At 74.8% G+C, this 14,336-nt stretch carries 12 protein-coding genes; 3 read left to right on the forward strand and 9 right to left on the reverse strand.

Annotation, left to right across the window (positions count from 1 at the left end; translation table 11 throughout):
* Positions 1-58: 58 nt before the first annotated feature.
* Positions 59-934 (reverse strand): zinc metalloprotease HtpX, encoded by an 876-nt coding sequence (htpX, locus tag BMZ33_RS06405; protein WP_091108693.1) that lies wholly within the window; start codon positions 932-934, stop codon positions 59-61.
* A gap of 202 nt (positions 935-1,136) precedes the next feature.
* Here htpX and BMZ33_RS06410 point away from each other — a divergent pair, with 202 nt between their 5' ends.
* Together BMZ33_RS06410 and BMZ33_RS06415 are read left to right on the forward strand one after the other, a co-directional pair.
* Positions 1,137-3,080: a 2-oxoacid:acceptor oxidoreductase subunit alpha gene (locus BMZ33_RS06410; protein ID WP_091108694.1), complete on the forward strand. Its 1,944-nt coding sequence runs from the start codon at positions 1,137-1,139 to the stop codon at positions 3,078-3,080.
* Complete coding sequence (locus tag BMZ33_RS06415) at positions 3,077-4,189, forward strand: 2-oxoacid:ferredoxin oxidoreductase subunit beta (RefSeq protein ID WP_169063964.1); 1,113 nt, start codon at positions 3,077-3,079, stop codon at positions 4,187-4,189. The genes BMZ33_RS06410 and BMZ33_RS06415 overlap by 4 nt, the downstream gene beginning before the upstream one ends.
* Positions 4,190-4,267: 78 nt before the next feature.
* Here BMZ33_RS06415 and pdxR read toward each other — a convergent pair whose 3' ends face one another.
* Positions 4,268-5,650, reverse strand: coding sequence for a MocR-like pyridoxine biosynthesis transcription factor PdxR (gene pdxR / locus BMZ33_RS06420; RefSeq protein ID WP_091108695.1), 1,383 nt, complete (start codon positions 5,648-5,650; stop codon positions 4,268-4,270).
* Positions 5,651-5,733: 83 nt separating this feature from the next.
* On the opposite strand from pdxR, the gene BMZ33_RS06425 reads away from it, so the two are divergent.
* Positions 5,734-6,396 carry a pyridoxamine 5'-phosphate oxidase family protein gene (locus tag BMZ33_RS06425; RefSeq protein ID WP_091108696.1) on the forward strand — a complete coding sequence of 221 codons (663 nt, stop codon included), beginning with the start codon at positions 5,734-5,736 and terminating at the stop codon, positions 6,394-6,396.
* A gap of 18 nt (positions 6,397-6,414) precedes the next feature.
* On the opposite strand, the gene BMZ33_RS23105 is transcribed toward BMZ33_RS06425, so the two are convergent.
* The 7 genes from BMZ33_RS23105 to nuoL form a co-directional block, all read right to left on the reverse strand.
* Positions 6,415-6,552, reverse strand: a complete 138-nt coding sequence (locus BMZ33_RS23105) for a hypothetical protein (RefSeq protein WP_169063965.1) — start codon at positions 6,550-6,552, stop codon at positions 6,415-6,417.
* Positions 6,553-6,715: 163 nt separating this feature from the next.
* Complete coding sequence (locus BMZ33_RS06430; RefSeq protein WP_169063966.1) at positions 6,716-7,897, reverse strand: PQQ-dependent sugar dehydrogenase; 1,182 nt, start codon at positions 7,895-7,897, stop codon at positions 6,716-6,718.
* Between the two features lie 70 nt (positions 7,898-7,967).
* Positions 7,968-9,026 (reverse strand): polyprenyl synthetase family protein, encoded by a 1,059-nt coding sequence (locus BMZ33_RS06435; RefSeq protein WP_091108698.1) that lies wholly within the window; start codon positions 9,024-9,026, stop codon positions 7,968-7,970.
* Positions 9,026-10,573 (reverse strand): NADH-quinone oxidoreductase subunit NuoN, encoded by a 1,548-nt coding sequence (nuoN, locus tag BMZ33_RS06440; RefSeq protein WP_091108699.1) that lies wholly within the window; start codon positions 10,571-10,573, stop codon positions 9,026-9,028. The genes BMZ33_RS06435 and nuoN overlap by 1 nt, the downstream gene beginning before the upstream one ends.
* Positions 10,573-12,261, reverse strand: coding sequence for an NADH-quinone oxidoreductase subunit M (locus BMZ33_RS06445; protein ID WP_091108700.1), 1,689 nt, complete (start codon positions 12,259-12,261; stop codon positions 10,573-10,575). The genes nuoN and BMZ33_RS06445 overlap by 1 nt, the downstream gene beginning before the upstream one ends.
* Positions 12,258-12,407 (reverse strand): hypothetical protein, encoded by a 150-nt coding sequence (locus tag BMZ33_RS23110; protein WP_169063967.1) that lies wholly within the window; start codon positions 12,405-12,407, stop codon positions 12,258-12,260. Before BMZ33_RS23110 ends, BMZ33_RS06445 begins: the two co-directional genes overlap by 4 nt.
* Before the next feature lie 8 nt (positions 12,408-12,415).
* Positions 12,416-14,335 carry an NADH-quinone oxidoreductase subunit L gene (gene nuoL, locus BMZ33_RS06450; protein ID WP_091108701.1) on the reverse strand — a complete coding sequence of 640 codons (1,920 nt, stop codon included), beginning with the start codon at positions 14,333-14,335 and terminating at the stop codon, positions 12,416-12,418.
* Between the last annotated feature and the right edge of the window lies 1 nt (position 14,336).

Raw genomic sequence — 14,336 nt, forward strand, 5'->3', positions numbered from 1 at the left:
GCGTCCTCCCGCGTCCCCCGTGCCGGCCTCCGGCACGGGGGACGCGGCCGTCTGCGGGTCAGTCGCGGCCGGGCTCGAGCGCCATCCGCTCGAGCCGGGCGATCCGCTCGGCCATGGGCGGGTGGGTGGCGAACAGCGCCGCCAGGCCGGCCGCCCGGAACGGGGCGGCGATCATCAGGTGGCTCTGCGCCACCAGCCGCTCCTCGCGGGGCAGCGGCCGCGCCGTCGTCCCCCGGGAGATGCGGCGCAGGGCCGTGGCGAGGGCCAGGGGGTCACCGGACAGGCGTGCCCCCGCGGCGTCGGCCTCGTACTCCCGGCTGCGGCTGACCGCGAACCGGACCAGCCCCGCGGCCAGCGGGCCGAGCAGCACCAGCAGCAGCGAGCCGAGCAGGTTGCCGCTGCCCCGGTCGTCGGAGCGTCCGCCGGACAGCGCGCCGAACGTGGCCAGGTGCGCCAGGTAGGTGACCGCGGTGGCCAGGGCGCCGGCCACCGAGCTGATGAGGACGTCGCGGTTGTAGACGTGCGAGAGCTCGTGGGCCAGCACCGCCCGCAGCTCCCGGCGGTCGAGCAGCTCGAGCAGGCCCTGCGTGCAGCAGACCGCCGCCCGGCGCGGGGTGCGTCCGGTGGCGAAGGCGTTGGGCTGGTCGGTGGGGCTGACGTAGAGGCGCGGCACCGGGTGGCGGGCCTCGGTGGCCAGCTCGCGCACCACCGCGTACAGCCCGGGCGCCTGGGTCTCGGTGACCGGGAACGCGCGCATCGCGCGCAGCGCCAGCCGGTCGGAGTGGTACCAGGCCCAGCCGTTCACCCCGAGGGCGACGACGAGCGCGACGAGCAGCCCGCCCCGGCCGCCGACGAGGGCGCCGGCAGCGAGGACGAGGCCGGCCACCAGGCCGAGCAGGAGGGCGGTCCGCACCCCGTTGCCCCAGCGCCGCACCCCTCGTGAACGGAACGCGCCCGACCGCCGTTCCCGCCGGCCGGAGTGTGACGGCGCTCACGAGACGGCATCGGGCGGAATCCCCGGCCGCCGCGGGCGGTTGCCGCTGCTGACACCCTCGTACGACCGCCCGCCGTGATCCGCCTCACGCGTCCAGCCGGGACACACCGCCGTAACCTGGGGCCTTTGGAGGTAGCACACGATGACTGCTCTCGAACCGTCCACCACGCCCGGCAGCTCGGCCCCCGGTGGGCTCGCGAAGAGCGTCGTCGCGCTCGACCGCGTGGTCATCCGGCTGGCCGGCGACTCCGGCGACGGCATGCAGCTGACCGGCAACCGCTTCACCAGCGAGACGGCGTCCTTCGGCAACGACCTGTCGACGCTGCCCAACTTCCCCGCCGAGATCCGCGCGCCGACGGGGACCCTGCCCGGCGTCAGCTCCTTCCAGCTGCACTTCGCCGACCACGACATCATGACGCCGGGCGACGCCCCCGACGTCCTCGTCGCGATGAACCCCGCGGCGCTCAGGGCCAACCTCGGCGACCTGCCCGGCGGCGGGCTGGTGATCGCCGACAGCGACGAGTTCACCCCGCGCAACCTGGCCAAGGTCGGCTACGCGACCAACCCCCTCGAGGACGGCTCGCTCGACGGCTGGCAGGTCGTCGCCGTGCCGCTGACGAGCATGACGCTGGAGGCGCTCAAGGACACCGGCCTGGGCAAGAAGGAGGCCGAGCGGAGCAAGAACATGTTCACGCTCGGCCTGCTCAGTTGGATGTACCACCGGCCCACCGAGGGCACGGTGCGCTTCCTCGAGCGGCAGTTCCGCCGCAAGCCCGAGATCGCCGCGGCCAACATCGCGGCCTTCCGCGCCGGCTACAACTACGGCGAGACGACCGAGGCCTTCGCGGTCTCCTACGAGATCAAGCCGGCCCCGATGGCGCCGGGCCGCTACCGCAACATCTCCGGCAACCAGGCGCTGGCCCTGGGGCTGGTGGCCGCCGGGCAGCGGGCCGGCCTGCCGGTGTTCCTCGGCGCCTACCCGATCACCCCGGCCTCGGACATCCTCCACGAGCTGTCCCGGCACAAGTCCTTCGGCGTGCGCACCTTCCAGGCCGAGGACGAGATCGCCGGGATCGGCTCGGCGCTGGGCGCCTCGTTCGGCGGGGCGCTGGGCGTCACGACGACGTCGGGCCCCGGCGTCTCGCTGAAGTCCGAGGCGCTGGGCCTGGCGGTCATGACCGAGCTGCCGCTGGTCGTCGTCGACGTGCAGCGCGGCGGTCCCTCCACGGGCCTGCCCACCAAGACCGAGCAGTCGGACCTGCTGCAGGCGATGTTCGGCCGCAACGGCGAGGCCCCGCTGCCGGTGATCGCCCCCCGCTCCCCCGGCGACTGCTTCGACGCGGCGCTGGAGGCGGCGCGGATCGCGCTGAAGTACCGGACGCCGGTGATGCTGCTGTCCGACGGCTACCTGGCCAACGGCGCCGAGCCGTGGGCGGTCCCGGACGTCGAGGACCTGCCCGACCTGTCGGTCGACTTCGCCACCGAGCCCAACGGTGCCACCGCCGACGGGACGCCGGAGTTCCTGCCCTACCTGCGCGACCCGCAGACGCTGGCCCGCCCGTGGGCGGTCCCCGGCACCGCGGGCATGCAGCACCGCATCGGTGGGCTGGAGAAGGCCGACAAGAGCGGCAACATCTCCTACGACCCGGCCAACCACGACCTGATGACCCGGCTGCGGCAGGCCAAGGTCGACGGCATCGCCGCCGACATCCCGGCGACCGACGTCGACGACCCGACCGGCAGCGCCCGCGTCGCCGTCATCGGCTGGGGCTCCACCTACGGGCCGATCGGGGCCGCCTGCCGGCGCATCCGCCGCTCGGGCCGCGAGGTCGCCCAGATCCACCTGCGCCACATCAGCCCGTTCCCGGCCGACCTCGGCGACGTGCTGCGCCGCTACGACCGGGTCGTCTGCCCCGAGATGAACCTGGGGCAGCTCGCGCTGCTCCTGCGCGCCAGGTACCTCGTCGACGTCCAGAGCCACACCCAGGTGCGCGGGCTGCCCTTCCGGGCCGCCGAGCTCGCCGCCGTCGTCCAGGACGTCATCGACTCCACCACTCCGACTGCCAGCACCGGAGGCACCCAGTGACCACCTCCCCGCACGTCCACGACCTCGGCATGCCGGGGACGTCGATCGACGCGAACATCCAGCAGGCCATCGCGGACTCCGTGGCCACCCAGGGCGAGAAGCAGACCGCCCTCAAGGCCAAGGACATGAAGACCGACCAGGAGGTGCGCTGGTGCCCCGGGTGCGGTGACTACGTCATCCTCAACGCCGTCCAGAGCTTCCTGCCCTCGCTCGGCATCGCCCGTGAGGACATGGTCATCGTCTCGGGCATCGGCTGCTCGTCGCGCTTCCCGTACTACATGAACACCTACGGGATGCACTCGATCCACGGCCGCGCCCCGGCCATCGCCACCGGCCTGGCCGCCTCCCGGCCGGACCTGTCGGTGTGGGTCGTCACCGGCGACGGCGACGCGCTGTCGATCGGCGGCAACCACCTGATCCACGCGCTGCGCCGCAACGTCAACATGACGATCCTGCTGTTCAACAACCGGATCTACGGGCTGACCAAGGGCCAGTACTCCCCCACGTCCGAGGTCGGCAAGGTCACCAAGTCCACGCCGATGGGCTCGCTGGACCACCCGTTCAACCCGGTCTCGCTGGCCGTCGGCGCCGACGCGACCTTCGTCGGCCGGGCGATGGACTCCGACCGCAAGGGCCTCACCGAGGTGCTGCGGCAGGCCGCCGAGCACGAGGGCACCGCGCTGGTGGAGATCTACCAGAACTGCAACATCTTCAACGACGGCGCGTTCGACCTGCTCAAGGACTCCTCCACCGGCCCGATGTGGACGATCCCGCTGGTGCACGGCCAGCCGCTGGTCTTCGGCCCGGACGGCGCCTCGTGCGTGGTCCGCGACGACTTCGGCGGCCTGCGGATCGCCGAGACCAACCAGGTCGACGCGAGCGAGATCGTCGTCCACGACGCCACCCGCGAGGACCCGTCCTACGCGTTCGCGCTGTCGCGACTGTCGAGCCAGGACCTGCGCTACACGCCGATGGGGGTGTTCCGCGCGGTGCGCAAGCCGACCTACGACCGGATGATGGCCGACCAGCTCGAGGAGGCCCGCACCGGGTCGCCCGGCGACCTCGGCGCACTCCTGGCCGGCAACGACACCTGGACCGTGTCCGCCTAGAGGAGGACCTCCCTGCCCCCCACCGCTCGCACGCTCGCGGCGGGCCCCTGCAGGGAGGCCGTGACGGGCCCGCCCCCCTCAGGGGAGGCGGGCCCGTCGCGTCTCGGCGAGGAGGTCGGCGAGGACGGGCAGCGCCCGGTCCAGCTCGGCGCGGGCCGGGGCGGCGAAGCCGAGCACGAGCCCGGCAGCCGGTCCGGGCCCGGCCGCGTGCCGGGCCAGCCCGTCGACGGTCAGCCCGCGCGCGGCGGCCGCGGCCACGACGGCCGCCTCCGCCGTCCGGTCGGGAAGCGGCACGAAGACGTGGGCGCCGGCCGGGTCCCCGGTGACGGCGACCCCCGCGGCGGCGAGCGCCCGGAGCACCGCGGCCCGCCGTCCGGCGAGCTCGCGGCGCAGCCGCCGCAGGTGGCGGGCCAGGTCACCGGAGGCGGCCAGCGCGGCGAGCACCCGCTGGCCGGCGCGCGGCGGGCGGGTCCCGGTGGCCGTCCGCGCGGCGACCAGCTCCGCGCGCAGCGGCGCGGGCGCCACCAGCCAGCCGGTGCCCAGGGTCGGGCTGACCACCTTGCTACTCGTCCCGAGGTGCACCACGACGTCAGGGCCGAGCGCGGCCAGCAGCGGCAGCGGGGCGACGTCGTAGCGCAGCTCGCCGTCGTAGTCGTCCTCGAGCACCCACCAGCCCTCCGCGCGGGCCCGCGCGACCAGGGCCACCCGGCGGGCCGCCGACAGCCGCCGGCCCAGGGGGAACTGGTGCGCCGGTGTGCAGTAGACCGCGGCCAGGCCGGCCGGCAGGGCGTCGACGACCAGCCCGTCGCCGTCCACCGGGCACGGCACCACCTCCAGCCCGGCGGCCCGCAGCGCTCCGGCCGCGCGCTGGTAGCCGGGGTCCTCCAGCCCGACCCGGCTGCCCGGCGGCAGCAGGCGGGCGACCTCCCCGACCGCCGCGGAGGTGCCGGCGGTCGCCAGCACCACGTCCGGCGCCGCGGGCAGGCCCCGGTGCCGCAGCAGGTGCCCGGTGACGGCCAGCTGGAACCCCGGGTCCGCGGCGGGCTCGGGACCGGGGTCGGCCGGGACGTCCCCGGCCGCCCGCCAGGCCCGCCGCCACGCGGCACGGTCGAGCACCTCGAGGCAGGGCGCCCCGGCACGCAGGTCCACGGCCGGCGTCGCCGCCGACCGCGCCGGCGTCCCGTGCCCCGACCGCACCGGGGCGGCCGGGGCCGCGCCGACGACGAAGGTGCCCGCGCCGTGCCGCCCGGCGGCCCACCCCTCGGCCACCAGCTGGTCGTAGGCGGCGGAGGTGACCGTCCGGCTGACCCGCAGCGCCGTGGCCAGCTCGCGGGTGGAGGGCAGCCGGTCGCCGGGCCGCAGCGCGCCGCCGGCGGCGGCCGCGCGGAGGGCGTCGGCGAGCTGCACCGACAGCGGTGTCCCGGACCCGCGGTGCAGCACGACCGGCGGGACCTCGACCACGCGATCGCCTCCTCCCAGTGGCCTGCCGGAGATGCTCCGGAGTGGCCCTTGGAGGATGCCACCGCGTCGCCGAGGGTGGTGCCATGGACACCGCACCGCCGCTCTCCCCCACCGCCCGGAGCACCGTCCGCCGGGGGGCGGCGCGGGCGCGCACCGACCGCGCCCAGCTGCACGCCGTCCTCGACGCCGGGCTCGTCGGCCACCTCGGGGTCGTGCTCGGCGGCGCGCCGGTGGTGCTGCCCACCGGCTACGGGCGCCACGGGGACACGCTGTACCTGCACGGCTCCACGGGCGCGGCCACGCTGCGGGCCGCGGCGGCCGGGGCGCCGGTCTGCCTCACCGTCACCCACCTCGACGGCGTCGTCTACGCCCGCTCGGCGTTCCACCACTCGGTCAACTACCGCTGCGCCGTCGTCCACGGCACCGCCCGCGCGGTGACCGACCCCGGGGAGCAGCTGCTCGGTCTCGAGGTGCTCACCGAGCACCTGGCACCGGGCTCGTGGACGGCGACCCGACAGCCGACCCGCAAGGAGCTCGCCGCCACCGCGGTGCTGGCGCTCGACCTCGCCGAGGCCAGCGTCAAGGTGCGCACCGGCCCGCCCGTCGACGACGAGGAGGACCTGGCCGCGCCGGTGTGGGCGGGGGTGTTGCCGCTGCGCACCGTCCTCGGAGAACCCGAACCCGACCCCCTGCTGCCCGAGGGGATCGGCGTGCCCGGTCGCGTGTCCGGCCGACGGCTCGGCTGAGCCCCCGTCAGCCGGCGTTCAGCACCCGCGCTCGCGGGCCGCGACCGCCTCCGGTGACGAGGTCAGGGCGACGGTGAGCAGGCGGAGGGGCGCCACCGCCGCGCGCAGCACCTGCAGGTCCTCGCCGTGGACGTTGTCGGCCACGACGGTGCGCAAGCCGGCCTCGGCGTGGACCCGCGCCGCCAGGCCGAGCGCCCGGAGACGACCGCCTGCCAGAAGACGTCGCCGTCGAGGAGGACCTCCCGGTCCGCTGGCGCGGTCACGGCCCGCCCGACCGTCGTCTTCGCGGCGGCCTGCGCGCCGGTCACCAGCAGGACCGTCACCGCAGCGGACCGGGCGTCACCCGGAGCAGGCGGTCGTCGCCCTCGCCGTTGTCGGTGGTCAGGTACAGCGCGCCGTCGCTCCCGAGCACCGGGGTGCGCACCCGGCCGTAGGTGTCCTCCAGCTCGGGCACGCGGAACTGCTCGACCAGGCGGCCGCCCTCGACCCGCAGCGCGAGCACGCCGGTGTCCTTCTGCACGCCGACCAGCAGGACGCCGTCGTAGCCACCCCACTGCGGGCCGCTGAGGAACTCCGCGCCGCTGGTGGCGATCGTCGGGGCGCCGGAGGACCAGACCGCCGCGATCGCGCCCGGGATCGCCGGGTCCGTCATCGGCACGCTCTCGTCGTAGCGCCCGCCGGCGCCGTCGGGGTCCCAGCCGTAGTTGCCACCGGGCTGCGACAGGTTGACCTCGTCGTCGCGGTCGGGGCCCTGCTCGGCGGTGTAGACCGCGCCGGTGCCCGGCTGCACGGCGATGCCCTGCACGTTGCGGTGCCCGTAGCTCAGGACCAGCCGGGTGACGGGGTCGGCGTCGCCGGCGAACGGGTTGCCGGGAGCCGGGCCGCCGGTAGCCGGGTCGACGCGCAGGACCTTGCCGGCCAGGGTGCCGAGGTCCTGCGCGTTGCCGCCGACGGCGTTGTCGCCGGTGCCGACCAGCAGCGCGCCGGTCGGGTCGAACCGCACGCGGCAGCCGCCGTGCCGGCCGGAGGACTCGTTGACCGGGATGTCCCCGACGAGGGGGTCGGCCACCCGGGTCGCCGCCGTCCACTCCGCGTCCACGGTCCAGGCCACCACCTGGATCTCCGCTCCGCCGTCCTCCTCGACGCCCTGGCAGGTGTAGAACCGCCGGTCCTCGGCGAACGCCGGGCTGAGGACCAGGCCCATGAGGCCGGTCTCGCCGTCGACGAAGAGGTCGGAGAGGTCGGCGTCGAGCTCCCGCGCCGTGCCGTCGGGGAGGACGGCGGTCAGGCCGCCGCCGCGCTCGTCGAGCAGCAGCGTGCCGTCGGGCGCCCGGGCGACGTCCCAGGGGTGGTCGAGCCCGTCGAGGACGGTCTCCACCTCGAGCGCCGGGAGCCCCGCCGCCGTCCCGCCGGCGTCGGGGACGTCGGTGGCGCCCTTGTCCTCCTGGCCGCCGGGCAGGTCGCCGGTCCCGCCCGCCGAGCAGCCGGTCAGCACGAGCACGGCGGACAGGACGGCCGCCGTGCAGGGTCCCGCCGTGGGCCTGCGAGCGGAGGGGGGCACGGGTCCGTCGTCAGCTGGTGCGGGTGACCACGTAGTCGCACAGTGCGGCCAGCGCCTCGCGCACCTCGCCGGCCGGGACGTCGGCCAGCGACGCCTGCGCCCGGGCGGCGTAGTCGCGCAGCACCTCGGTGGCGCGGGCCAGCGCGGTCGAGCCGCGCAGCAGGGCCAGCGCCTCGGCGTGCTCGGTGTCGTCGGAGAGCGGGCGGGCCACCAGCTCCCGCAGCCGCTCCTCGGCCGGGTCGTCGCCGGTCAGCGCGATGAGCGCCGGCAGCGTGGCGATGCCCTCGCGCAGGTCGGTGCCCGGCGACTTCCCGGAGGCGCCGTCCTCGCTCACGATGTCGAGCAGGTCGTCGGAGAGCTGGAAGGCGACGCCGACCAGCTCCCCGAAACGGGTCAGTGCCTCGACGAGCGCGGGGTCGACCCCGGCGAAGGTGGCGCCGAAGCGCGCGGAGGTGGCCACCAGCGAGCCGGTCTTGTCGGCGAGCACCTCGAGGTAGTGGGTCACCCGGTCCTCGCCCGGGCGCGCGCCCACGGTCTCCCGGATCTGCCCGGTGACCAGCCGCTCGAAGGTCCGCGCCTGGATGCGCACCGCCTCGGGGCCGAGGTCGGCGAGGATGTCGGAGGCGCGGGCGAAGAGGAAGTCGCCGGTCAGGATGGCCACGCTGTTGGTCCACCGGCTGTTGGCGCTGGGCGCCCCGCGGCGGACGGAGGCCTCGTCCATCACGTCGTCGTGGTAGAGCGTCGCCAGGTGGGTGAGCTCGCAGACCACGGCCGCCCGGACGACGTCGGGGGCCTGCGCGTCGCCGAGCTGGGCGGCCAGCAGCGCGAGCATCGGCCGGAACCGCTTGCCCCCCGCGGCCATGAGGTGACCGGCCGCCTCGGACACGAACGAGTGGTCGCTGTCCACGGCGGTGGCCAGGGCGGCCTCGACGCGGGCGAGCCCGTCGCCGAGGGACGCCCCGAGCGGCCCGTCGGGCAGCCAGGCCCCGACGGTGGAGGCGGGTGTGGAGATGCGGTGCCAGACCTCGGCCGGGGCGGTCCCGTCGACGGCGGCACGGGGTCCGGTCATCAACCGACGAAGATAGCCGCCTGGTCCGCCAGACCGAGCACCGACCCGGGGACGATGCCGAGGACCAGGGTGGCCGCCGCCGTCACCGCCAGCACGATCGTGGTGGGCAGGCCGGGCACGCCCACCGTGGGTCCGTCGGCCGCGGGCTCGGAGAAGTACATGAGCACGATGACCCGCAGGTAGAAGAACGCCGCCACCGCGCTGGTGAGCAGCGCGACCAGGACCAGCGGCCAGGCGCCGTCCTCGATCGCGGCCCGGAACACGGCGAACTTGCCGGTGAAGCCGCTGGTGAGCGGGATCCCGGCCAGCGCGAGCAGGAACAGGCCCATGACCGCGGCGGTGAGCGGCGAGCGCTGCGCCAGTCCGGCCCACTGCGACAGGTGGGTGGCCTCGCCGTCGCCGCTGCGCACCAGGGTGAGGACGGCGAAGGCGCCGAGCGTGGTCAGGCCGTAGGCCAGCAGGTAGAACATCGTGGCCGGCACGCCGGAGCCCGCGGGGTCGCCGGTGCCCGGGTAGCCCAGCACGCCGGTGAGCAGGAAGCCGGCGTGGGCCACCGACGAGTAGGCCAGCATCCGCTTGAGGTCGGTCTGGGTCAGCCCGAGGACGGCGCCGACCACCATCGAGACGATGGCGACCCCGTAGACCAGCGGCCGCCAGGTCCACTCCTCCGGACCGAAGGCGACGTAGAGCAGCCGCAGGATGGCGCCGAAGGCCGCGACCTTGGTGCAGGCGGCCATGAAGGCGGTCACCGGGGTGGGCGCGCCCTGGTAGACGTCGGGCGTCCAGGTGTGGAACGGCGCGACACTGGCCTTGAACAGCAGGCCGACGACGAGCAGCGCCAGGCCCAGCACGAGCAGCACCTCGCCGTCGCCGCCGCCCGCGGCCGAGCGGACGTCGGACAGCCGCACGCTGCCGGTGGCGCCGTAGACCAGCGCCAGGCCGTACAGGAAGAACGCCGAGGCGAAGGCGCCGAGCAGGAAGTACTTGACCGCCGCCTCCTGCGAGAGCAGCCGGCGCCGCCGGGCCAGGCCGCTGATCAGGTACAGCGGCAGGCTGAGCACCTCGAGCGCGACGAACATGACCAGCAGGTCGTTGGCCGCGACGAAGAGCATCATCCCGCCGACGGCGAACAGGGCCAGCGGGTACACCTCGGTCTGCACGCGCTGCACGGTGAGCAGCTCGCGGTCGCGGGCGCTGCCGGCCGGCACGGCGGCGGAGACGACGAACGCCGAGCGGGCCGGGTCGAGGTTGCGCTCGGCGAACAGCAGCACCGACAGGGCCGCCAGCCCGGCGATGGTGGCCTGCAGGAAGACGGCGGGGCCGTCGACGGCGAGCGCCCCGCCCGCGGTCACCTCCGCGGTGCCGGCGAGCAGCAGCGTGGTGACCAGCCCGCCCAGCGTGCCGACCAGCGCGACCGCCACCTGCACCGGGTGGCGGCTCTCGCGCGGGCCGAAGGCCTCCACCAGGACCCCGACGCAGGCGGCGCCGAAGACGAACAGCAGCGGAGCGAGCGCGGCCAGCGAGAGGTCGGGCGCCTCGATGGGCATCAGTCGGTCCCCTCGGGGGAGTCGGTGGTGCCGACACCGACGTCGCTCATCGTGGCGACGACGGCCGGCTCGATCAGCCGGATCAGCGGCTGCGGGTGGACGCCGAGCAGCAGGACCAGCGCCACGAGCGGCGCGACGACGGCGACCTCGCGGCGGGACAGGTCGTGCACGCGGGTGGCGGCGCGGGCGGCCCGGGGGAGCGTGGCCGTCCCCGTCGCCGTCCCCGTCGCCATCGCCGTCCCCGTCGCCGTCCCCGTCGCCATCGCGGTGGCGGCGGTGGCGCCGCCGGCCGGGTGGCCGGCACCGGTGGTCCCGCCGTCGGCGGTCCCGCCGTCGTCGGCGGGGAAGAGCACGCCGCGCGGCGGGCCGTGCATCGTCCGTTGGTAGAGCAGCAGCACGTAGAGCGCGGCCAGCACGATGCCCACGGTGGCCAGGACGGTGAACACCGGCCGGGTCGGGAACGAGCCGATGAGCACGAGGAACTCGCTGACGAAGCTGTTGGTGCCGGGCAGCGCCAGCGAGGCCAGTCCCGCGACGAGGAACACCCCGGCCAGCTTGGGCGCGTGCGCGGCCACGCCACCGTAGTCGCCGACCAGCCGGGACCCGCCGCGGGCGATGAGCATCCCGACGACGAGGAACAGCAGGCCGGTGGCGATGCCGTGGTTGACCATGTACAGCACCGCGCCGGTGGCGGCCTCGGTGGTGAAGGCGAAGACGCCGAGCGCGATGAACCCGAAGTGCGCGATCGAGGTGTAGCTGACCAGCCGCTTCATGTCGCTCTGCCCCATCGCCAGCAGCGCGGCGTAGAGGACGCCCGCGACGGCCAGCACGAGCACCAGCGGGGCGAACTCCCGCGACGCGTCGGGGAACAGCGGCAGGCAGTAGCGGAGGAAGCCGAAGGTGCCCACCTTGTCCAGGACCCCGACCAGCAGCACCGCGCCCCCGATCGGGGCCTCGGCACCGGCGTCGGGCAGCCAGGTGTGCAGCGGCACCAGCGGCGCCTTGATGGCGAAGGCGACGAAGAAGCCGAGGAACAGCAGCCGCTGCGCCGTGGGGTCGATCTCGAGGTCGTTGAGCGCGGTGAAGGAGAAGGTGCCCTCCCCCGCGGCCTCGCTGACCACGTAGAGCCCGATGACGGCGGCCAGCATGACCAGCCCGCCGAGCAGGCTGTAGAGGAAGAACTTGACCGCCGCGTACTGCCGCCGCGGGCCGCCGAAGCTGCCCACGATGAAGTACATCGGGACGAGCATCGCCTCGAAGAAGACGTAGAACAGGAACACGTCGGTGGCGGCGAAGACGCCGACCATGCACGCCTCGAGCAGCAGCAGCCAGGCGAAGAAGGTGCGCATCGAGCGGCGCCCGGGCGAGGTGTCCCGCCAGGAGGCCAGCACCACCACCGGCACCAGGACGCCGACCAGCAGCAGCATGACCAGCGCGATGCCGTCGACGCCGAGGGCGAAGTCGACGCCGAAACCCGGGATCCAGGGCACCGAGCTGGTCAGCTGGAACCGCTCGCCGTCGGGGTCGAAGGCGAGGGTGGCCAGCACAGCCAGGACCAGCACGACCAGGCTCACCCCGAGGGTGGCCTGCTTGGCCGTGGCCTCCCGGTCGCCGGGGAGCGCGGCGACGACGGCGGCGCCCACCGCGGGCACCGCCAGCATCGCGAGCAGCAGCAGGGAGTCGCTCACGCCGGGCTCCTGAACGTCATGGTCCTCACGTCGTCGGTCGTCACGTCGTCGGTCGTCACGTCGTCGGTCGTCACGTCGTCGGTCGTCACGTCGTCGGTCGTCACGTCGTCGGTCGTCACGTCGTCGGTCGTCGTCTCGTCGGGCACGGGTCCGCTCACCCGGCCGTCACCGCCAGCAGGGCCCCGGCCACGACGACCGCGCCGCCGAGCATGCCGAGGGCGTAGGACCGGACGAAGCCGGTCTGGGCGCGGCCCAGCCGCGAGGAGGAGCCGCCGAGGGTGGCGGCGAGGCCGTTGACCGCGCCGTCGACCCCGCGGTTGTCCACCCACACCAGCGCGCGGGTCAGCCACTGGCCGGGCCGCATGAACAGCGACTCGTTGACCGTGTCGGCGTAGAGGGCCTTCCGGGCGGCGCGGGTGACCGGCGAGACGCGCTCCGGCGCGACCACCGGGATCTCGCGGCGGCCGACGAAGAGCCACGCGGCGAGGACGCCGACCAGCATCACCGCCGTGACCACGATCCCGACGACGGCGGGCGCCACCACGTGCTCGGCCTCCTGCGGCTCCCCGAACACCGGGGCCAGCCACTCCTCGAGCGGGAAGACGTTGACCAGCAGGAAGCCCGCGGCCACCGAGCCGACGGCGAGCACGACCATCGGCGCGGTCATCACCGACGGCGACTCGTGCGGGTGGACGTCGTCGGTCCACCGCGGCCGGCCGAGGAAGGTCATCAGCATCAGCCGGGTCATGTAGAAGGCCGTCAGCCCGGCGCCGACGACGGCGACGGCGCCCAGCAGCCAGCCCGACGTCCCGCCCCGGTCCAGCGCGGCCTCGATGATCGCGTCCTTGGTCCAGTAGCCGGACAGGAACGGGAAGCCGATGAGCGCGAGGTAGCCCAGGCCGAAGGTCACGAAGGTGACCGGCAGCTTCCGCGCCAGCCCGCCGAAGCGGCGCATGTCCACCTGGTCGTTCATCGCGTGCATGACCGACCCGGCACCGAGGAACAGCCCGGCCTTGAAGAAGCCGTGGGTGAGCAGGTGGGCGATGCCGGCCGCGTAGCCGACCGGGCCCAGGCCCACCGCCAGGAACATGTAGCCGATCTGGCTGACCGTGGAGTAGGCCAGGACCTTCTTGATGTCGTCGTGGGCGCAGCCGACGATCGCCCCGATCAGCAGGGTGACCGCGCCGACGGCGAGGACGACGGTGCGGGCGGTCGGCGTCAGGTCGTAGATCGGCGCCGAGCGGGCGACGAGGTAGACGCCGGCGGTGACCATGGTGGCGGCGTGGATGAGCGCCGAGACCGGCGTCGGGCCCTCCATGGCGTCGGGCAGCCACGCCTGCAGCGGGAACTGGCCGGACTTGCCGCAGGCCCCGAGCAGGAGCAGCAGGCCGATGGCGGTGATGGTCCCGGCGGCCAGGGTGCCGATGCCGCCGAAGACGCCCTCGTAGCTCACCGTGCCGAGCTGGGCGAACATCACGAAGATCGCCAGGGCCAGGCCGACGTCGCCGACCCGGTTCATGATGAACGCCTTCTTGGCGGCGGTGGCGGCGGCCGGGCGCTCGTGCCAGAAGGCGATGAGCAGGTAGGACGCCAGGCCGACGCCCTCCCAGCCGACGTAGAGGGCCACGTAGTTGTCGCCGAGGACGAGCAGCAGCATCGCCGCGACGAACAGGTTGAGGTAGGCGAAGAAGCGGCGGCGGCGCGGGTCGTGCGCCATGTAGCCGATCGAGTAGACGTGGATGAGCGCGCCCACCCCGGTGATCAGCAGCACGAACGTCGCCGACAGCGGGTCGAGCAGCAGGCCGGCCCGCACGTCGAGGTCGCCGACACCGATGAAGGTGAACAGGTCCACGGCGACCGAGCGCCGGTCGCTGCCGGCCAGCGCGACGGTGCACAGCAGCCCGACGACGAAGGCGGCGACGACGGTCGCCGTCCCCAGCAGGTGGCCGAAGCGGTCGGTGCGGCGGCCACCCAGCAGGAGGACCGCGGCGCCGAGCAGCGGCAGCGCGATCACCAGCCAGGTGGCCGAGAGCAGCCCGTCGGCGGCGACGGTGTCCAGTCCCCCGGTGTCCATG

Source organism: Geodermatophilus dictyosporus, assembly GCF_900115505.1.
GTDB lineage: Bacteria > Actinomycetota > Actinomycetes > Mycobacteriales > Geodermatophilaceae > Geodermatophilus > Geodermatophilus dictyosporus.